Origin of the sequence: Pseudomonas sp. EL_65y_Pfl2_R95 (assembly GCF_963971045.1) — a bacterium.
GTDB lineage: Bacteria > Pseudomonadota > Gammaproteobacteria > Pseudomonadales > Pseudomonadaceae > Aquipseudomonas.
In genome coordinates this window covers 62,881-83,589 of the sequence record NZ_CAXAOV010000005.1, presented here as the reverse complement: position 1 = coordinate 83,589, position 20,709 = coordinate 62,881, and the positions used below count along the sequence as shown (strand labels likewise).

Annotated in this window: 14 protein-coding genes and 1 pseudogene; 8 read left to right on the top strand and 7 right to left on the bottom strand. The window is 54.5% G+C overall.

Going from position 1 to position 20,709, the window contains the following annotated elements:
• Positions 1-247 precede the first annotated feature (247 nt).
• Positions 248-1,018, top strand: coding sequence for a glucose 1-dehydrogenase (locus tag AACY09_RS16190; protein ID WP_339489475.1), 771 nt, complete (start codon positions 248-250; stop codon positions 1,016-1,018).
• Between the two features lie 17 nt (positions 1,019-1,035).
• On the opposite strand, the gene AACY09_RS16185 is transcribed toward AACY09_RS16190, so the two are convergent.
• Positions 1,036-2,052, bottom strand: a complete 1,017-nt coding sequence (locus tag AACY09_RS16185) for an AraC family transcriptional regulator (RefSeq protein ID WP_339489474.1) — start codon at positions 2,050-2,052, stop codon at positions 1,036-1,038.
• 497 nt (positions 2,053-2,549) lie between these two features.
• Between AACY09_RS16185 and AACY09_RS16180 the strand changes: the two genes are divergently transcribed.
• The 4 genes from AACY09_RS16180 (at position 2,550) to AACY09_RS16165 (ending at position 9,216) form a co-directional block, all read left to right on the top strand.
• Positions 2,550-4,412 carry a DUF1302 domain-containing protein gene (locus AACY09_RS16180; protein ID WP_339489472.1) on the top strand — a complete coding sequence of 621 codons (1,863 nt, stop codon included), beginning with the start codon at positions 2,550-2,552 and terminating at the stop codon, positions 4,410-4,412.
• Positions 4,413-4,442: 30 nt separating this feature from the next.
• Entirely contained in the window at positions 4,443-5,795 is a 1,353-nt protein-coding gene (locus tag AACY09_RS16175) for a DUF1329 domain-containing protein (RefSeq protein ID WP_339489471.1), read from the top strand.
• Positions 5,796-5,870: 75 nt separating this feature from the next.
• Entirely contained in the window at positions 5,871-6,821 is a 951-nt protein-coding gene (locus AACY09_RS16170) for a WD40/YVTN/BNR-like repeat-containing protein (RefSeq protein WP_339489470.1), read from the top strand.
• 4 nt (positions 6,822-6,825) lie between these two features.
• Positions 6,826-9,216 (top strand): efflux RND transporter permease subunit, encoded by a 2,391-nt coding sequence (locus AACY09_RS16165; protein WP_339489469.1) that lies wholly within the window; start codon positions 6,826-6,828, stop codon positions 9,214-9,216.
• A 192-nt stretch (positions 9,217-9,408) separates the two neighbouring features.
• On the opposite strand, the gene AACY09_RS16160 is transcribed toward AACY09_RS16165, so the two are convergent.
• Positions 9,409-10,224, bottom strand: coding sequence for a transporter (locus tag AACY09_RS16160; protein WP_339489468.1), 816 nt, complete (start codon positions 10,222-10,224; stop codon positions 9,409-9,411).
• 286 nt (positions 10,225-10,510) lie between these two features.
• Positions 10,511-11,023, bottom strand: coding sequence for a 2,4'-dihydroxyacetophenone dioxygenase family protein (locus AACY09_RS16155; protein WP_339489467.1), 513 nt, complete (start codon positions 11,021-11,023; stop codon positions 10,511-10,513).
• 590 nt (positions 11,024-11,613) lie between these two features.
• Between AACY09_RS16155 and AACY09_RS16150 the strand changes: the two genes are divergently transcribed.
• A complete protein-coding gene (locus AACY09_RS16150) occupies positions 11,614-13,263 on the top strand; it encodes a mechanosensitive ion channel family protein (RefSeq protein WP_339489466.1) in 1,650 nt (549 codons plus the stop codon).
• A gap of 139 nt (positions 13,264-13,402) precedes the next feature.
• Here the strand turns inward: AACY09_RS16150 and AACY09_RS16145 are convergent, their stop codons facing one another.
• Both AACY09_RS16145 and AACY09_RS16140 read right to left on the bottom strand, forming a co-directional pair.
• Positions 13,403-15,085, bottom strand: coding sequence for a methyl-accepting chemotaxis protein (locus AACY09_RS16145; protein ID WP_339489465.1), 1,683 nt, complete (start codon positions 15,083-15,085; stop codon positions 13,403-13,405).
• 433 nt (positions 15,086-15,518) lie between these two features.
• Entirely contained in the window at positions 15,519-15,875 is a 357-nt protein-coding gene (locus AACY09_RS16140; protein ID WP_339489464.1) for a hypothetical protein, read from the bottom strand.
• Between the two features lie 331 nt (positions 15,876-16,206).
• Here AACY09_RS16140 and AACY09_RS16135 point away from each other — a divergent pair, with 331 nt between their 5' ends.
• Both AACY09_RS16135 and AACY09_RS16130 read left to right on the top strand, forming a co-directional pair.
• Complete coding sequence (locus AACY09_RS16135; RefSeq protein WP_339489463.1) at positions 16,207-17,340, top strand: lactonase family protein; 1,134 nt, start codon at positions 16,207-16,209, stop codon at positions 17,338-17,340.
• Between the two features lie 223 nt (positions 17,341-17,563).
• A pseudogene (locus AACY09_RS16130) lies at positions 17,564-17,821 on the top strand (type II toxin-antitoxin system HicB family antitoxin); the annotation flags it as partial.
• Positions 17,822-17,988: 167 nt separating this feature from the next.
• On the opposite strand, the gene AACY09_RS16125 reads toward AACY09_RS16130, so the two are convergent.
• Together AACY09_RS16125 and AACY09_RS16120 are read right to left on the bottom strand one after the other, a co-directional pair.
• Positions 17,989-19,560 carry an ABC transporter permease gene (locus tag AACY09_RS16125; RefSeq protein ID WP_339489462.1) on the bottom strand — a complete coding sequence of 524 codons (1,572 nt, stop codon included), beginning with the start codon at positions 19,558-19,560 and terminating at the stop codon, positions 17,989-17,991.
• A 2-nt stretch (positions 19,561-19,562) separates the two neighbouring features.
• The gene (locus AACY09_RS16120; protein ID WP_339489461.1) at positions 19,563-20,582 is read right to left on the bottom strand and encodes an extracellular solute-binding protein; all 1,020 of its coding nucleotides are present in this window, start codon (positions 20,580-20,582) and stop codon (positions 19,563-19,565) included.
• Between the last annotated feature and the right edge of the window lie 127 nt (positions 20,583-20,709).

The following is a 20,709-nucleotide window of genomic DNA, read 5'->3' as shown; positions in this document are numbered from 1 at the left end:
TGCAGGTAATGCAGTTGGGGGCCGTGAATGCCGAATACTGGGCCGAAGAATCCAGCTGGAATTGTCATTAGGCGGCTTTTTTTTGACATTTGATGTCAGGCGTCATGAGTATTAGGGGTGGCGTAATATGTCAAGTAACCGGCGTGAAATGCCCAGCACGGATGTATAACCAAGCGTAAATATGCAGCGTTGATACGCACCGGCCTCTTTGAATTTTCGAGGAGGTCATTTAAGTCAGGAGTCGAAAATGCGTTTAGAAAATAAGATCGTTCTAGTGACAGGCGGTGCATCGGGTATGGGCTTGGCGTTTACCCGTCGTCTTGCGAGTGAAGGTGCCAAAGTCTATTTCACCGATATCAACACCGAGGCCGGCAAGCAGGCTGAAGGCGAGATGCGTGAGCAGGGCTTGGATGTAGTTTTCAACACCCATAATGTCACCAGCGAAGAAGACTGGGCGCACGTGTTGGAAGTGATTCGTGATAAAGAACAGCACCTCGACGTATTGATCAACAATGCCGGTATGGTGATTCCCGGTAGCATCGAAGACTGCACATTGAGTGATTTTGATCGCACCCTTGACGTGAATTTGCGCAGTGTATTCCTCGGTTGCAAACTCTCATTGCCACTGATGAAAACGAAAGGCGGTTCCATCATCAACATGTCGTCGATTACCGCTATCTGCGGTGAACCTGACGCGCTGGCCTACAGCACCTCTAAAGCCGGGGTGCGTTTTCTGTCCAAGTCGGTTGCGTTGCATTGTGCGGCCAAGGGTTACCCGATCAGGGTTAACAGCTTGCACCCGGGGTACATTGAAACGCCATTGGTGGCAGGTGCCACGCAGGTTATCGGCGAAGAGGCTGGTCAGGCGTTTCAAGCGCGCTTGATGCAAGAAATTCCGGTCAAACGCCTCGGTAAACCTGATGAGGTTGCAGGGGCAGTGGTGTTTCTGGCCAGCGATGATGCTATCTATGTCACTGGCACCGAAATGGTTGTCGATGGTGGCTATGCGTGCCACTAGGTCGAGCTAACGCTTCTTTATAGCTCGGTTTGACGCAACTGATTACGTCGCTGTTTGGGCGACGTAGCATGCCAGCGTTTGCAGGCACGATTGAATGAGCTCTGCTCCGCGTAGCCGAGTAAGCCGGCTACCTGAGCCATGGGCATTTGCGCTTCCATCAGGTAGCGGTCTGCCAGCTCCCTGCGGGTTCGGTCCACGAGCTCTTCGAATACTATCCCGCGATCCGACAACCGCCGTTGCAACGAGCGTTCGCGCATGCCCAGTCGTTCGGCAATCAATGGCAGGCTGCAGCGCTGGGTCGGTAATAGACGCAAGATCAACTGTTCCACCTGGTTGCAGATCTCCAGCGGGTTGGCGTCGCTGATGGTGCTGACATATTCGATCAGGGTGTCGCGCAGTTCCTGGTTGTGTTGGTCGATGACTTTGCTTAAGTGTTCAGGCCGCAGAACCAGCGCATTACAGGCTTGACCGAAATAGACGTGTGCGCCAAAGAAGCGCTGATAACGTGTGTGCGGCAGGTTTGTGATGGTCCGCATCATGACGGACTCTGCTTTAAAGCCACTGCCGAACAGCATTTGCAACGTCTTGTGCGCGACGCCCAACGACAGCTCGGTTATTTGCCGAAGCCGGTTAAGGCCGGGCAGGTGCACTTCCAACAGCAATTGCGGACGCATTGGGTCGGTGTTGGTATCGAGTTCAAGCAAAATTCCCGGCGTGTAGATATGCAGGAACTTGGCGATTTCTTGCAGGGCACCGCCTACGGTTGATGAGTTCTGAGCAATCACTGCCAGCGGTCCAAGAATCATCATGCTTTGCCGCTCGGCAAGCTGCAGCCCGAAATCCGCACAGTTCAACTTCTCTGCTGAGTACTCCAGCAGGTTAATCATTGATCGATATGAAATAACGGCTGAAATGTTTTCGAGCAGATGCGGATCAATATTGAAGCGTTTCAGCATTGCATCAGGCTCGCCACCCAGCTCGCGAACGAGTTCAGGGAAGCCTGTGAGCGATGTAATTCGGATGAGTGCAGTCATTGGTTTTAAACGGAATTTAGCTCGCAGTAAATGCAAGTAACTATGGGCCTTGTGACAGCTTAACGCCACTAATTACTGTTGATTTCCCCCTCAGTTGCTGGTGCTGTTATACGACTAATCAAAAGTTTGTTGCCGGCTTGCCTTGTCTTGGTTTTCTCGCAACTGAATGCCCGGCAATACAGTACTGACGCCTCCCGAATTGCCCATATGACGCTTGTCCTTTCATGGGGAAAGCCAGACAAATATTGCTGAGTTTAGTCGGTAGGTAGCAGTCAAAAGGCGACTCTGTAGTTCTCAACAAGGCGTATTTAAGAAAGTGGAAGTCCTCTGATCGGTTATTGGTTGGTTAGGTCAAATACTGACGTCTACTGACAAAAAAGTGTCATGGGAAGACAAATAATTCACGGGGCTGTTCAGCATAATGTTGGCAACAACAAAAAATGCTCATCCCGGCACACACAGGTGTTCACGGGTAAGAGCGAACCCGGAGGTCGCCAATGCATAACAACAAATTCAATTTCTGTGCCTTGTTAAAACCGCTTTCAATCGCGGTCGCATGCGCAAGTGCTGGTTCCGCCAATGCCATTTCCTTTCAGACCGAAAACGGCTGGGAAGGGCAATGGAACACTACGCTGACGGTTGGATCGCAGTGGCGTGCCGAAGATCAAGACAGTGCTCTTTACAACTCATTCAATGGTGCCTCTGTTGGTAAGTCAGGCGGTACAGGCGGTCCTGTGGACGCCGGTAACCTCAACTATGATAAGGGTGACCGCTTCTCAACTATTGGCAAGTTTGTAACTGATTTGTCGATGCGCAATGGCGATATGGGTGGCTTCATCCGGGTGAAAGGTTGGTATGACTACACCCTCGACCATGAAGATGTGAATTACGGCAACATCTCCAATGGCTATCAAAAGAAGCCGCTGGATGATGACGGCTACAGTGATTTGCAGAAGTACAAAGGTCTGTACCTGCTCGACTCCTACGTCTACAACACCTTCTATTTTGATGACACCCCCGTCCAGGCCCGACTTGGCCGTCAGGTTGTGAACTGGGGTGAGAGTCTCTACATCCAGGGCATCAACCAGATCAACCCGCTTGACGTTCCGGCTCTGCGCCGCCCAGGTACCGAGCTTAAGGAAGCGCTGATTCCAGTGTGGATGGGCTACGTCAATATCGGTTTGCCTGCTGGCATTTCGATGGAAGCTTTCTACCAGCTTAAGTATGAGAGCACCGCAGTCGAAGGCTGTGGCCATTACTGGTCGGTCACCGAGAGCAACATCGGTCAGTCAAACGGTGACTGTGATGTGGGTGTACTGCTGGGCGGTGCGGGTACTTCCGAGGATCGCATCAACAGCGGTCGCTATGTGCCTCAGTACAAGGGTGATAAGCCGAGCGATAGCGGTCAGTGGGGTGTTTCTTTCCGCGTCCCGGTTGATGCGCTGGACGGCGAAGTAGGCCTGTACTACCTCAATTACCACTCGCGCACGCCATACCTTAGTGTTCGCAATGGTAATCCAGGATCGCCAAAGCAGTTTGATGGAGCGAACTCCGCAGTGGTCGGTGCCACCGGCCAAACCCCAGGTCCTGCGTGGGAATATCCAGAAGATATCCGCCTGTTCGGTGCGAGCTTCACCACAGCAATTGGCGGCTGGTCGATTGGCAGTGAGTTGAGCTACTCGCCGAACCAACCCGTTCAGCTCAACGGTGCTGATTTGCTGAATGGCGCGTTAGGCGGTATCGGCCCTCTCGGTGAGTTGCAGCAAGCGGTATTGATTCAAGGTGCCGACATGACCGAGGGCTGGGATCGCTACGAGAAGACCCAGTTCCAAATCAACGGCGTCAACCTTTATCCCAACGTGCTTGGCGCTCAAAACCTGACTGTTGTCGGTGAAGTCGGCTTCCAATGGAACAATGTGCCACAAGGCGACGGTGATCGTCGTTATGGCCGTGGCTTTATCTACGGTCTGGGTTCAGATCCATCAATTCCTGCAGGTGGCAGCACCTGTTCGAATCCAGTTGCTGGTTTGGTTAACAGCAGCCCACAAGGTTGTAAAAACGATGGTTATGTAACCGACTTCGCGTGGGGTTATCGCCTGCGCGGTCAGCTGGATTACAACAACGTTTTTGGTACCAGCATCACCGCTTCTCCGTTCGTCTTCCTCGGTCAGGATGTGGATGGCGTGTCCATGGATGGCCAGTTCAACGAAGGCCGTATTACCACATCGGTTGGTCTTAGCCTGGATTACAACAAGCAGCAAAAAATCGACTTGAGCTATGTCAGCTTTGATAACAGCGCTCAATACGACCCCCTGCACGACCGCGATTTTTATGCTGCGAGCTACAGCTATAGCTTCTAAAAAATAGAACAACCAGAGGTTCTGTGTATGATGAATAAACTAAATTCTGCCCGAATGAGTGGACTCACTGCGGCGGTATTGCTCGCACTGAGCGGTACGGCTAACGCCAAACTGACTGCTGATGAAGCGGCTCGCTTGGGTGCTGACCTGACGCCACTGGGTGGTGAAATGGCTGGCAACGCCGACGGCACGATTCCGGCTTACACCGGCGGCATGGCTCAGCCACCTGCCGGTTGGAGTGCTAAAGACGGTTACGTTGACCCCTTCGCTGACGAGAAGCCACTGTTCACTATTACTGCCGCCAACATTGCGCAGTACAAAGACAAAGTGACGCCGGGTATGCAGGCGCTGCTGGCCAAGTACCCAAGTTACAAGATGCCGGTCTACACCACCCACCGTACTGCGATGGTTCCTGCTGATGTAGCGGCCAAGGTCAAGCAAGAAGCGGTAAATGTTGACCTCAATGGTTTCGGCCTGGTTAACCTCAATGGTTCGACTACACCGTTCCCGATTCCGAAAAACGGTCTGGAAGCTATCTGGAACCACACCGTGCGCTATCTGGGTGGCGGTCTTGACCGTACCTATTCATCGTTCCCGGTACGTGGCAGCGGCGACTATTACAACCTGCGTATCAATGAAAAGCGCGTATTCGATGCCAACATGGATAAGCAGTCGGACAACCGTTTGCTTAACTACACCGCGCGCTTCCTCTCGCCAGCCACTCTGGCCGGTACTGTGCAGTTGGTTCACGAACCAATCGATCAGGTTAAAGAAGTCCGTAACGCCTGGATCTACAACACCGGTCAACGTCGTGTTCGCCGTGCTCCGGACCTTGCCTACGATAACGTCAATGACGGTACAGAAGGCTTGCGTGTAACTGACGACTTCGACGGTTACAACGGTGCCCCGGATCGCTTTGACTGGAAGCTGATTGGCAAGAAAGAAATGTACATTCCGTACAATGATTACAAGCTTGGCTCCAAGGATGTTAAGTACAAAGACATCCTCACGCCGAACACACCAAACCCTGACTTCATGCGCTATGAGCTGCACCGCGTATGGGTCGTTGAAGGCACGCTACGCAAAGATTCCAAGCATGTGTACGGCAAGCGGACCATGTACCTCGATGAGGACTCCTGGACCGTAGTGGCCTCGGACGCCTATGACACACGTGGCACGCTGTGGCGCATTGGTGTTCATCCAATGATCCAATTCTATGACGCCCAAGTTCCATGGTATCGCGCCAACATCTGGCACGACCTGAGCAACGGCGGCTACTACATGGCCGGTCTGGCCAACGAAGAAGCTACGCCTTGGAAGTTCGGTATCAAGGGGCGCTACGTAGATTTCCAGCCGGATGCACTGCGTCGCTTGGGCAAGTAACACTCCCAACGTCTTTACAGCACAGCACACGCTTCCCTTGAGGAAGCGTGTGCGTTAGCTATACAGGTTATTTTTATGTTGTCTTTACGCCACTTGTCATGCTTGGCGGGGCTCTGTCTGGCCTTGGCCAGCGGTTTAAGCTGGGCTGAGAAACCTGCACTTGATTACCCAATCGATTCCAGCCGAGTGTTGCTGCTCAACATTGTGGACAGCGGTAAACAGCTGGTTGCTGTGGGTGAGCGCGGAGTGGTCATGCTGTCGGCTGATCAAGCCAGCACTTGGAAAAGCATCCGCACACCCAGTAATCGCACCCTGACAGGGGTTGCTTTCGTCAGCCCTGAGGTTGGTGTAGCTGTCGGTCACGGCGGTACGGTTTTGCGCACCGAAGATGGCGGCCAGTCATGGACCCCAGTAGAAGCCGATACCAATGGCGACGCGCTGTTGGGTGTCGTTTCAATGGGGCAGGGGCGGCTAGTAACTTGGGGGGCATTCGGGCTGTACCTGGTATCCAATGATGCCGGTGCAAGCTGGGAGCGTATCAGCATCATCGATCCAGACTTCGACCGTCATATCTCGCAGATTATTGGCCTCATTGATGGCCGTTGGCTGCTTGTCGGTGAAAGCGGGACCATGGCTGTGTCCGCTGACCGCGGCATGACGTGGGAACGTCTCGAAAGCCCTTATCAAGGCAGCTACTTCGGTGCGTTGCAGGCTGCTTCCGGTGACCTTTTTCTATTTGGTATGCGCGGCAATATCTGGCATTCCAGTGATGCGGGCGCTACGTGGAGCAAAGCTGAGACCGGCATCACCATTGCTTTTAATGGAGGGCTCCAACTCAAGTCCGGACGCATTTTGGTATTCGGTAATAGCGGCTTGATCATGGCCAGCGATGACCAGGGTGAACACTTTCAGCGTCTTCCAACTACCCAAACCAATCTGGCCAAAGCGCTACAGCTTAAGGCGGGTGATGTTGTGGCCGTTGGTGACCGCGGTGTCATGACTATCGACGCCGGGCGCCAGGAGTAAGTACGTGAAAAAGCATGAAGATACTATAAAAGACGCCGACCACCTTGACCGCAAGGATTTCTCACGCGGCATAGTGGGTAAGCTTTCGTACTGGATTTTCCATCAGCGCAAGCCGCTGCTGGCGCTGTTTATTCTAATCACTATTGGTTTAGGTTTTAGCGCAAGCAACCTCAAGATTGAAGCGGGCTTTTTCAAGATGATCCCGCTGCACCACGACTACATGAAGACCTTTTTGAATTATCAAAAGGACTTCGGCGGTGCGAACAAAATCCTTGTGGCGGTAAAGAACAAAAAAGGTGAGGTGTTCACGCCTGAGGCCATGAGCATTCTGCGTAAAGTCTCTGATGAAGTATTTTTCATCAATGGCGTTGAGCGCAGTTCGGTTACCTCCCTGTTCACCTCTAATGTGCGTTATACCGAGGTGGTCGAGGATGGCTTTACTGGCGGTAACCTGGTCGAGTCGGACTATGCCGGGCGCCCAGAGCAAATCGCTCAGGTGCGTGAACGCACACTGAAATCTGACTGGGTTGGGCGCATTGTTTCCAATGATCTTTCCTCCGCGATGGTGGTTGCCAACCTGCAGGAGAAAGACCCGCAGACAGGTGAGCGACTCGACCTGCAAACGGTAGCAAATAAGCTGGAGGCTATACGTCAGGAAAATCAAACCGACGATGTCAGCATTCATATCATCGGCTTTGCCAAGTCGATCGGTGATATTGCCGACGGCGCCTCGGGCGTTATGGTGTTCTTTATCGTCGCGTTCCTGATCACCGCTGTACTGCTGTTTTGGTACTCGGGCTCATTGATGCTGACCAGCTGGGCGCTCATTTGTGCGGTGGTTCCCGTCGTATGGCTGCTCGGCTTGCTGCCATTGGTTGGGCTCACGCTCGACCCGATGTCTATCCTGGTGCCGTTCCTGATTTTCTCGATCGGGGTTTCCCACGCCGTACAGATGACCAACGCCTGGAAGCTTGAAACGCTAAATGGCGCCGACGGTGTGACGGCTTCGCGTAATTGCTTCCAGAAGCTGTTTATTCCGGGTGCGGTTGCGTTGTTGGCCAACGCGTTGGGTTTCGTGGTGATCGCGGTCGTTGACATTGAAATGGTACGTGAGCTGGCAATTACTGCCACCCTCGGCGTTTCGGTGATGATCATCACCAACAAGATGTTGCTGCCTATCCTGCTCTCCTTTATGCGTTTGTCGGCTGACGATGCTCAGCGGCTGCGCGGTAAAGAAACCATGGGCGCAGGCTTGTGGGAAAAGCTCGGTGTTTTGGCGACGCGTCGCGGTGCAACAGTTGCGCTGTTGATTGCCGCCTGCTTGTTGGCCTTTGGTTTGATTGAAGCGCGTAAGTTGCACGTGGGTGACCTCGGCGCTGGTGTACCTGAGCTGCGCGCAGACTCACGCTACAACCAGGACGTAGCCATGATCACCAGCGAGTTTGCCATTGGTGTTGATCTGCTGCAGATCATCGTCAAGGCCCAAGGTGATGAAACACCGTGCGTCAAGCGTGAGGTGCTTGATCCGATTAACGAGTTCGAGCTTTATCTGCGTCAAGACGATGGTGTGTCGTCGGTGCGCAGCTTGTCGGGCTTCGTTAACAACGTGACCCAAGCCTACGCCGAGACTGACTTGAAGTGGCGTGTGCTGCCTGAGTCAACCCCGCAAATCGCTCAAGGTGTCGGCTTTGCCACACGGGTCGGTACTGAGTACATGAACTCGGCCTGTAACGCGATTCCGGTATCGATCTACACCAAAGATCACCAGGCGGACACCATCACCAAGCTGATGGACAAGATCAAAGCCTTCAAGGCCGCTTACGACAGCGATGAGATCGAGTTTCAGCTGGCATCCGGCAATGTCGGGGTCATGGCTGCGACCAACGAGGTGGTGCACGCTGGCGATAAGCTGGTGAACATCGCGCTGTTTGCCTCGGTGAGCATCCTTTGCCTGATCATGTTCCGCTCCCTGCGCATCACCTTGTGTGTGATCATCCCGTTGGCACTGGTCACTGTGCTGTGTAATGCGCTGATGGCGTTCCTCGGCATTGGCGTCAAGGTGAATACCTTGCCAGTTGTGGCCTTGGGCGTAGGTGTGGGGGTCGACTATGGCATCTACCTGTTTGAGCGGATCAAGCACGAGATGCATGAACGTAATATGGACCTGCGCGACGCATTCGTTGAGTCGCTTAAGCAGCGTGGTACAGCGTCGGTATTTACCGCTGTCACCATGACCCTGTCGATTGCAACCTGGACCTTCTCAACCCTGAAGTTCCAGGCGGATATGGGCATCCTGCTGGCATTTATGTTCTTGGTGAACATGTTCGGCGCGATTCTGCTTCTGCCAGCTCTGGCGGCTTGGTTAATCAAGCCGACTGCTCACAAAAAACACTGACCTGTTTTATTGAGCGAGGCGGTAGCTTTTATAGCTACCGCTTTTTTTTGCCTGGCGTTTGGTACGGGTGCGCATGTCCGAGGAAATGGTGGTTCTTGTAGGGTGCGGCAATGCGCAGCGTGTCCGTCATTGATCAGGCCGGGCGCAAATCGTCCGGCTGAATATCTGCGGTGTGAGGTTTTAATTGAGTGTTTACTTGGGATACAACAAAACAAAATTGAGCCTGAATGCCAGCCCTTCCGGGCCTGCCTCGGTGCTCTGAGCCCAATAACGCAGACCTGCACCGTACTGAATCATCTGGCCGCCGATCTTGGTGACTTTATTGATTTGAAAGTTGATGGGCACAGCACCTTCGTTGCCTTTCCAGTCGTAAGTGGACTCCGAGTTGACGCCGTAGGTGACGCCATTTGGGGTCGCATACGAGAGGAAGGGTTGTAAAAAAGTGCTGCTCACATCAGCCCGGTCATCATCGCCGGCCACGCTGGCAATGTGGTTGACCAGGGCACCGTAAGTCCAAGGGCCTGATTGTTTAAGTGCGACTGCTGTTGGGCCAATACCCCACTTATCGGCAGTGAGCAGATCATCAGAGCCGGTGGGCAACAGAAAGGCAGGGCCTGCCCCTAAAATCCAGCCATTTTCGGTTGGCGCTTTAGGCGAGAAAAACAAACTTTGTAAAACATCGCCCGTTCCCGTTTGGTTACCGGAGCCGGGGGCAATGTCGGTTTGGTCGATGATCGGCAGAATAGTCCGGGAAATGAGGTTCCAGTCCTCACTGATATCCATAGGAATGACTGGCTGAATGTTCAGCGTATGGCGTGAGCCTTTGTCGTCCGGGCCGATATTTTCATCATAGTTATATTGGAAAGGGACGCTGATTAACGCTGCAACAGGGTTGGACAATTGCTTCGCCAACTCTTCGCTGCTTTTCTCTGCCGCTGTAGCGCTGGTACCAAGCGTTAGCGCCGATGACATGGCCAGCACGCTAGCTGTTGCGAGTTTCTTACTCATCTACTTGAGTCTCCGTACACCAATGGACACATGCGAATCGCCGTTGCGTGATTGCACTAAAACGCACGGTTTGAGCATAGACAGGCTATTGATGATGAGAGGGTAAATTGAGATTCTTTGAAACCACTACGCCATGCTCGAGTGCGCACCCGAGTTTTAATTGTGCGCACACTGGCTTTGGGTTTTATTCAGCCAATAAAAACGCCTGCCTAACATTCCAGTGTGATCAGGACTATTGAGCAAACGTAGTTAGGCGACAGCAATTGGCCTTAAGTGCAGGCCTTATTCACGACTTGGTAAAGCTCGGTACTGGGCTGCTGATGTACTTAACATCTTGAGCGCCAGGCTGCTGCTTGATCGCTTGGTCAACCCACGTCTTGATCAGGCCAGCATCCATCATGTTCACGTACTCGCCTTCTTCTGTGAAGTTGACATTGGCGCCGGACACAATCATGAAGGTGTCGGTGTCTTCGGTGTTGTCTGCGGGGACATTGAACTGGTGAATTGATCCACCGGGTTCGAACAGGTAGCTGCCTGCTGTTTGTTTCTGATCAGGGTATTCGGTGTAGTACCAGCAGCCAGACAGGGTGTAGAGATGCACAACCCCGGTGTGGTAGTGGATTGGCAGGGTGACGCCGGGTTTGAACTTGACGCGCAGGCACCAAACGCCATTGTGGGTGTCGAGAAACAATGGCGCTACACTGATGCCGGGGTGCAGCAGGCCGTCGAGAAAAGGCTGGGCGTTGCTCGAGACGGTGAGCAGTTCGTCTTGATGGGTAAAGGTTTCTGGCAGGGCCATATCTGGTTCCTCGTTATTATTTTGGCTTATCAAGCGCTTCGGCTATGGAGAACAGGTCAAGGTCAGCTGTATCGAATCAGTCAGCTTTCCTGCATCCTCGTTTGAACAGCACCGATTCTGTAAGCTATTGAGTTTTAAATATTGGCATCACCCGCCATAAATTTGACAATTTGCGCCACACCTGTCGAGCTCGTTTTTCAGTTTCGTGCTCGTCGCTTCGGGGGCTGTTAATCCAGTGGCACGCTTTGTTGATTGGAATCGCCGCGGGTCGGTTGTTGTAAAAGGTGCAACTAAGCCAAGACGAACCTGCAACAGGCCATCGCCTAGGCTAAGCTTGCGGGGTAAAGAAATCCGCGATTGAAATTGTTTCTAGCCCTACTTGCTGGGCCGCGTCTGTGTGTTCAACAGACAGGATGTGAACGTCGTAATGCTTTGCCAGTTTCTACTCTGTGAATCAACAGGGGTAACGTAGTCGGTTTGTTCATTACGGGTTTTCTGCCGGTTTTATAGCAGGGCCCGAAGTGGGCTCAATTAGCGGTTTTGTGCTGGGGCCACAGCGTTGTGGTAGTCGATGTGATGGAGAATCAGTAATGCGCGTTGCAGCCAACTTGTGGATAGCGGTTTGTTGTTGTGTTCTGTGGTCGAGTTGGATAAGTGGAGTATCTGCTGCAGATCCCTCTGAAATGGTGGTTGCAGGGGTGCCGGCGGAGCTGAAGATTGCCAATCGAAGTATTGCTGTCATCCGTGCAACCTTACTTAGTGAAACACCTGAACAGCGCGTTAATCGGGCCCGTGCAGTGATTGATGAGGCACTGGACAGTAATGAGGCACTAGAGGTCAGGGTTGAGCCGGTGCTGAAAAGTTTCGTGGTGCTGCTCGGCCAGCGCCGGGCGTTTATTATCTCTCCCGGGGATATTGACACCGCTGATACGTCAGCCCGCGATACGGCGGAAATTGCCGCCGAGAAACTACGTATTGTCGTGGCCGAAACGCAACAAACCCGCAATGTGCATTTCATGCTGGTGGCTGCGGGATTAAGCCTTGTTGCTACCCTGATCTATTTTGTCTTGTTGCGTGGTGTGAGTTGGGTTCGACGCAAGCTTGCCGGGCTGCTACCACGCCTTATGCAGCGCCATATCAGCGCGCTTAAGGTCGGTCGCACACCGCTGATAGATATCAAAAATATTTACTATGTAGTCGACCGCCTACTGTGGCTGCTGTACTGGGTGTTGGTGCTGTTGTTCAGCTATCAGTGGCTGAGCTTTGTGCTGTCACGGTTCCCCTATACCCGGCCATGGGGCGAGAGCCTCAATGTTTATCTGTTGAACCTGGCCAGGTATTTACTGGAGGGCATAATCGGGGCCTTGCCAGGGCTGGCAGTTGCTGTGGCGATCTTCTTTATTGCCCGCGGCATTATTGGCTTTACCCGCAGTTTATTGATGCGCATGTCGCGCCCTGGAACAATCAGCTGGTTGAGCGGTGAGACGCTGCAACCAACGATGCGCCTGACCTCTATTGCGATTTGGTTGTTTGCATTAGCCATGGCTTACCCCTACTTGCCGGGTGCAGGGACTGACGCTTTTAAAGGCTTGTCGGTGTTGGTCGGCCTGATGATTTCCCTTGGGGCATCAAGCGTGGTTGGGCAGGCCGCAGCCGGGCTGATCCTCACTTATTCGCGGACCTTGCGTCCGGGGGAGTTCGTCAACGTAGGCGGGCATGAAGGCACGGTAACCGAGTTGGGTATGTTCACCACTACCATCCGCACCGGCTTGGGTGAGGTGCTGACCATTCCGAATGCGATGATTACGGGCGGTGTGACCAAGAACTATTCACGCACGGTCGATGGCAGTGGCTACATTGTCGATACCGTAGTCACCATTGGCTATGACACGCCGTGGCGACAAGTTGAAGCCATGCTGCTTGAGGCCGCTAAGCGCACCGACGGCATCGTTCACGATCCATCGCCGGTGGTGTTCCAGACCGCTCTGTCAGACTTTTACCCGGAGTACCGCCTCGTGGCCAAGGCGATCCCCAGTGAGCCACGACCTCGGGCGCAGTTGCTCAGCGTGTTGCACGCCCATATCCAGGACGTATTCAATGAGTACGGCGTAGCGATTATGTCGCCGCATTACCTCGGTGATCCGCAAGATGCCAAGCTGGTGCCGCGGGAAAACTGGTATGCAGCCCCAGCCCAGGAGCCCAATGCGACCTTGACTAAAGGTAAGGCAAACGACAGCTAAACAGTGCGTTGGCGGAACTGAAAAAGGATGCATGGGCAGGGCAACTGACTGTGCAAAAAAATGGGAGCAGATTAATGTCTGCCCCCATTTTGTTGTGCTGCCTTTACTGCATGACTAAGCCATGCGCGCCTCTGAAGGGTTAGATACGGAACTGGCTAACCAGCGCGCCTAAACGCTCGCCCAGGCCTGACAAGTTGCGTGCAGTTTGCGCCCCTTGTTGGGTTTCATCGGCAACGCTGTCCACTGCCACGGCAATTTTGTGCACGCTGCGGTTGATCTCTTCGGCCACTGCAGTTTGCTCTTCGGCGGCGCTGGCGATCTGTGCGTTCATTGCATTAATGGTGCCGATCAGTTGCGCAATTGCATCCAGGGAATTACCGGCGTGGTTGGCCTGCTCGCTGGTGGCATCTCCGGCTTCACTGGAGCGCTGCATCGAGTTGACTGCATCCTGCGTACCTTTTTGCAGACGGTCGATCATGCCTTGGATTTCTTGCGTGCTCTGTTGCGTGCGGCTGGCCAGTGCGCGTACTTCATCGGCGACTACGGCAAATCCGCGACCGGCTTCACCCGCTCGTGCCGCCTCGATCGCCGCATTGAGCGCGAGCAGATTAGTCTGCTCGGCGATTGAGCGAATCACATCCAGCACGCTGACAATTGAGGTCACGTCTTTTTGTAAGGTATCCAGGGAGACACCGCTGTTGCGGATATCCTGAACCAGGGTGTGGATACGTTCGATGCTGCCGTCGACCACTTTCTTTGCCGCTTGGCCTTCGGTGTCCGTCTTCTGCGCAGCTTCAGCCGCACCTTGGGCACTTTGCGCAACTTCCTGCGCCGCTGCCGACATCTCGTTGATCGCGGTAGCAACCTGATCGGTCTCATGGCGCTGGCGCTCCATGGCATTTTCCGAGCGCTGAGCCTGTTCCGTCACTTGGCCGACCAACCCGGTCAGTTGGCCGGTTACGTCGACCATTTGGCTGACCATGCCATGGATCTTCTCGACAAAGCGGTTGAACGAACCGGCCAATTGGCCAAGCTCATCATCGCCATTGATCGGCAGACGCCGTGTTAGATCACCTTCACCGGCGGCGATGTCATCCAGATTGTCCTTGATCTGCTGGAGCGGGCGCAAAAAGTTATTGCTTAAAACCACACCGGCAATGCCGAATACGACCAACAGTACTAACGCGACCACCACGATGCTGCTGATGATGGTGCTGATGCGTTGATCTATCGCCAATTGCACCTTAACGATTTGTGCCTCGACGCCGTCCAGATTAATTGCGGTGCCCAAGGCCATGTCCCACTTTGGCAGGTAATAGCTGTAAGCCATTTTGGGGACCATGACCGAGTCATCGCTCGGCAGTGGCGAGCTGTAATTGACGTAGTAGGTGTTGTCCTTAGCGACCCGCACCAATTCGCGGTTGATATACACGCCATTGCTGTCGCGGCGGTCGTTCAGATTCTTGCCGACATCAACTGGGCTGTCGCCTCTAAACAGGCGAACCACGTTAGAGTCATGGCCAAAGAAGTAGCCATCTTTGCCATACTTGATTTTCGACAAAATGGCGATGGCTTGTTCACGGCTGGCCATATCGCCCGGGGCTGCGTTGTCATACAGCGACTGCACCGAACCCAATGCGATTTGCGAGTAGTGCTGCAGTTCATCGCGGCTTTCTTGCATCAGTCGTTCGCGGGTTACTTTCAGTTCTTGGGTCGCCAGGCTTTGTAACACCCATGCGGCCGCGCCGCTTATAACCAAGGCAAAGAGCAATACCGGTATCAGTGCGAGCAGCACCACTTTCGTTTTCAGTTTAAGCAACATCAGGCAGGTCCTCGTTCAGCGCAAAGGCAGGTTAAACGTGCGCTTGCTTCTGTATCGGTCGGCTGGCCTAAAGGTTGAGAGACTAATGCCGGTGCGGGCTACAAAGCGTTGTTGGGACGTGGCGTAAGGGCGCCAAATGCGCTGCTGGGGCGTTGATTTCAAAGAAGATTATGTGCGCGCTGTGCACAGGTCGCGAACATCTGATTTTCAGCGCTTAGGTTTTTATTCGGTGGGCAGCTTGGCCTGCGCTACCTGAATCATTTACTGAGCGGCAACAGGCTTGCCACCTTGGATGACCAAAGTCACGCGCTACGGTGGGGAAGGATTGGTTATTGGTCGTCTGGTCGAGCATTGGGTATTCGCAGAACAAGGACAGACTTATTAATGCACCAAGATTTGTTGGGCGTTAATAAGTCTGTCCCTTGTGCAGGGCTTAAACGAATTTCTGTTTAGCGGCGCTGCGTGGCAGGCGGTTGTGGCCCGGCATTTGTTCTAACTTCTGGCGCCATGCGTCGCGAACGCTTTGGGCTGGCTTCGCTGTCGCCTTTACAGGGGGTGGTGCAGGCGTAGGTGCAGATGCTACTGCGGGTGCCGCTTTTGCTGCCTTAGCTGCCGCGCGCAGGTCGGCCAAGCTCGGTGAGCGATTAATAACGGCAGGCGTCGCCTCTTTTTCCATCGAGCGCAGGCAAAGCTTGCAGGACACCTGCGCTTTTTCCTGTGTGCTGCTGAGGCTTGCGCCCGTGCGGCCACATGCGATGGCGTCAGGGGAGGGCGAGTAGTGAATTGCCAAGGGTAGATCTCCAGCTTTTTAACAAAGCCGGCTATTTTACCTGCCACTCGATAGCCTTGTCCCTGTTAATAACGCCATCCAGAAAGCCCGGGAATTTGCGCCCGAGATAATCCCATTGCACCGCGCTTAACTTGTATTTTCGCTGTTATCGGCCCTTAGTACTGCCCAGTTTTTGGCCGATGAATCTTGTGGTGTGGGTTGCAAAGCCGCTGGCGTGACTGCGATAAGCGCATATTCAAGGTGGCTGACGTGACCAGTAAATCAGTGATTGCGGTGATCTCGATACAGTCATAGGATGACTGACCACTATCATAAAAATAAAGGATTTCCCATGCACAAACCTCTTTTTATGGCAGCAGCAGTTGCTTGCGGCCTAAGCCTGCAGGCTAATGCTGCCACTTTTGCCTATATCTCCAGCCCAGGCGACGGGATGATCTCCCAATACCTGCTTGATCAAAACAGCGGCGCCCTGACCTTGGTGGAACAAACAAACGCCGGTGATCAGGTTAACCCTATGGCCCTTTCGCCTGACGGCAAGGTGTTGTTCGCGGCATTACGAGTTAAGCCATTTCAGGTGGTGGGCTTCAGCATCGATGCCAAAACGGGTCATCTGAAACCCTTATCCAAAGCGCCGTTGGCCGAAAGCATGGCGTATCTGTCTACCGACAAAGAAGGGCGATTCCTGCTCGCTGCTTCCTATGGCGGTGACCTTGTCAGTGTGCAGGCGATTGATAAGTCCTATCAGCCTTCTGACAAGATCCAGACGTTCAAGACCGGGCTGCATGCACACTCGATCCGCACCGACCCGAGTAATCGTTTTGCCTACGCAGGCAATCTCGGCACCGATCAGGTTTTGCAATATCACTTGGATGCCAAAACCGGCACGCTTTCGCCGATCGGCAGCGGTTACGTGAGTCTCCCGGACAACACCGGACCACGCCACCTGGCATTCTCTCCTGACGGCAAATATCTCTATGTTGTCGGGGAAATGAGCGGCACCGTCACCGCGTTTTCGATCGATGACAGCAGTGGCGCACTGACACAAACTGCTGTCGCCAATGGCATTCCTGAACGTTTGAAACTGGCCCATGGCGAAGTGCGTGATGCACGCAACAATGACCTGAAGGACGACCCGACGCCGCGCATCTGGGCGGCGGACTTGAGAATGTCGCCAGATGGCAAGCTGTTGCTCATGAGTGAGCGCACGACCAGCTCTGTTTCGGCGTTTGCGGTTGATACCGCCACCGGTGGCTTGAAGTTTCTCGAAAACTATCCGGTAGAAGAGAAGCAGCCCCGCAATATCGCGTTCTCGCCAAATGGTAAGTGGCTATTGGTCACCGGCGAGAAAAGCGAAAAAGTCGGCGCCTATTCGGTTAGCGACAAAGGTGCCCTGAAACGCGTCAGCGAAGCGGCGTCGGGCAAAGGCGCACTTTGGATTGAAGTGCTGAACACCTCAGACGAATAATCGTCTGCGATGCCAGGAGGTCAGGATTAACACCAGACCTCCTGGCGTTTTCCCGCCTGATAAGACGGCCGCAGAGCCGACAGCGTCCATCCACTTGGCTGCTGGCGCGCAACACTCTGCCGAAGACCGCGCTCACTCACCCCTAAAAATCCGGCTCGCTGGGCTATCGCTTTGTGTTTGGGTTGGGTGATTGAACCAACGCCTCAACTTTGGGTTGTGCTCGCTGATGGCCGATGGTGATGGGCTACCACAAGCGCAGGAAGTCGACGTCCATCTTGAGAATCCAGACTTCGCCGGCGGAGTCTGGGCTGTGGTCGATTTCGATGTGACACCTTACCTAGGCAAGTCGATGCGCTTTAATGCCACACTGCCAGAAAACTTGCTGAATCGGATCGATACCTTAGTCAAAAAAGATCACCGTTATGCCTCACGCTCAGGCTTTTTGACCACTGCAGCACTGCGCGAACTGTCTATTGCATAAGCTTTTAACTCGTGCGGCCTAAGGTGACGCCGCGGGAGTTTGCATGCGGATTGCGCAGGCGCAAAAAAGCCGCGCGGGGCGCGGCATTAAGAGTGCATATGGACGATAGGTCCGTTCTATTGAGGTGAGGGCCTGCACGGGGGTATTTCCCCCCCGCATCGGCGATCCTATGTACGCCGGTAGGCGCGCGTGGTCAGCAGATAAACCGGTAAACCGGACACCAGCACGAGCAGCGCGGCATAAGGTGCAGCGCCGGCGTATTCCAAGTTGCCGGTATGCGACCAGACCTTTGTCGCCAGGGTTTCCAAGCCGGTTGGGCCAAGGATCAACGTGGCCGTCAATTCCTTCATGCAGTCGAGAAACACCAATACGAAGCCCGCGCCAATGGCGGGCGAAATAATCGGCAGCGTTACCCTGAGAAAGGTTGCAATCGGCGTATGCCCCAAGGTTCGCGCGGCCTCTTCAAGTTGCGGTGAAGCCTTTTCCAGCGCCACGCGAATTGGGCCCTGCGCCATCGGCATAAATAGTAGCGCATAGGCCAACAGCAGCAGGATGCTGGTCTGGTACAACGCTGGCACGTAGCCAAGGGCGAAGAACACCATCGATAAAGCGATCACCAGCCCCGGCAATGCATGTAGCAAGTAGGGCAGCCGATCCGCGAGCGTAGCCATGCGCCCGTAGTAGCGTACGACCACCAGGCACACCGGCAAAGCCAGCAGGCAACTTAACAGGGCACCGCCGAAGGAATAGGACAGTGACGCCCAAAGCGTTCGCGCGATCTCGCCAACAGGAAAGCTCGCCGAGCTACCCTCGACTATCCAGAAAACCAACATGGTCAGCGGCGTGCCGCAACCAATTGCGACCAACACCAGCAGCAGCACCTGCGCCGGTATCGCCCAGCGGCCCAGACGCAGGGGCGCCGCAGTACGGGCAACCCCTTGGCCCGTACGCGCAAAACCCCGACCGCGCAAACGGAACTCGCCCCACAGCAGCAGCATGCACAATGCCAACAACAGGGCGGACAGCATGGCGGCGGTACTGCCGTTAAATTCCAACTCGAACTGTTGATAAATGGCGGTGGTGAAGGTCTGGTAACGCATGATCGACGGCGCACCGAACTCGACCAGCATATGGATGGCCACCAGCAAACTTGTGGCCATCAGGACCGGGCGCAGCAACGGCAGGGTGACCTGCCAGAACACTTGCTTGCGGCTGCAACCGAGCATCCGCGCGGATTCTTCCAGCGCAGGGTCGAGGCTACGCAGCGTGGCTACCACGGGCAGGTAAATCAGCGGGTACTTGGACAGTATCATCACCAGTACCGTGCCGCCCAAACCCTCATATATCGGGCTGATTGATATCCAGGTGAATCCACTGACGAACGAAGGAATCGCGAACGGCAGACATAGCAGCACGTTCCAGTGCTGGCGCCAGCGCAGGTCAGTGCGCTCGACCAACCAGGCCAATGCCAGGCCGATCACCGCGCAGCCAACCGTCACCAGCACCATTAATTTCATGGTATTGGCCAGCAAACCGAACACAAATGGCCGCCACAACAGCGCAAAGGCCTCGTGTAAACCGGTTTCTGCGGCGCGGGTAACGACGAAGAACAACGGCAAAGCCGCCACCAGCAGCAAAGCCAGTACAGGAATCTGCAACCAGATCGGCGGCGACTTGCGCCGCCGTGTGTGGCCCACCGGAGCTAGTGGCAGGTCGGGAGTTACCGCTTGGGGTTGCATGATCAGTTCATTCCGACTTCGCGTTGCAGTTCCAGCGCATCTTCAGCCAGACCGATTTGAGCGGCGGTAATCGCCGGCGGCTTGAGCTGGTCATAAGGCTTGAGCAGCGGATCAGCTTGTACATTCGGGTTCACCGGGTACTCGGCAGACTTGTTCAGGATGGCCTTCTGGCCTTCGTCGCTGATCATAAAGGCCAGGAACGCCTGAGCCTCTTTCGGATGCTTGCTGGCTTTCACCACGGCCGCACCGGAGACGCTGGACAGGCCGCCAGCATCGCCATCTGCAAAGTAATGCAGCTTGGACTTGAGTTCGCCTTTCTCTTTCTTCAGCGCCGTCCAGTAATAGCTGTTGACCAGCGCCGCACCCACTTCACCGTTCTCCACCGCCTTCATGGCCACAACGTTGTTGGTGTAGGTAGAGCCAAACGCCTTGAGACCGGTTAACCATTCTTCGGCAGCTTCACGACCATTGAGGCGGATGACTGCGGCGGTCTGGCCGAGGAATTCGCCGCTGCTCGGCACGAACGCGATCTTGCCCGCCCATTCAGGGTCGGCCACTTCCAGCAGTTTGCTCGGAAGTTCGGCTTCAGTGATCAGGTCCGGGTTATAAGCCAGCACACGCACCCGTGAGGTGATGCCGAGCCAGTTGCCGTTGTCATCGGAGAACTTGGAATCAACCTGCGACAGGGTGCTCGCATCCACTTTGGCCAATAGGCCCTGGCTGCCAAGCTTGATCAGCGGTGGCGCCTCTTCGGTGTAAACAATGTCCGCCGGAGAGCGCTCGCCCTCTTCGGCGATCTGGTTGGCCAACTGGCCACCACCGCCCTTGCGGATCAGCACCTTGATGCCGGTTTTCTTCTCGAACGCCGCGGCCACGGCTTTGCCGGTAGCCTCATGCTGGCCGTTATAGAGGGTCAGGGTCACCGGTTCATCGGCGTGCACGCCACTGGCGAACAGCAGGCCGAGGGACAGAACACCAGCGCCGATTACCTGCGCCAACCCGGTTACTCGATTTACTGACATAAGCCTCTTTCCTCTGACACAAAAAGTTACCGCAGTATTATACGGGCCAATTGATGATGATTCTCAAAAACTATTGAGATGCGGCGATGAGGCGCAGGCTTACACCGGGGAGTTTGCAGCAGAATGG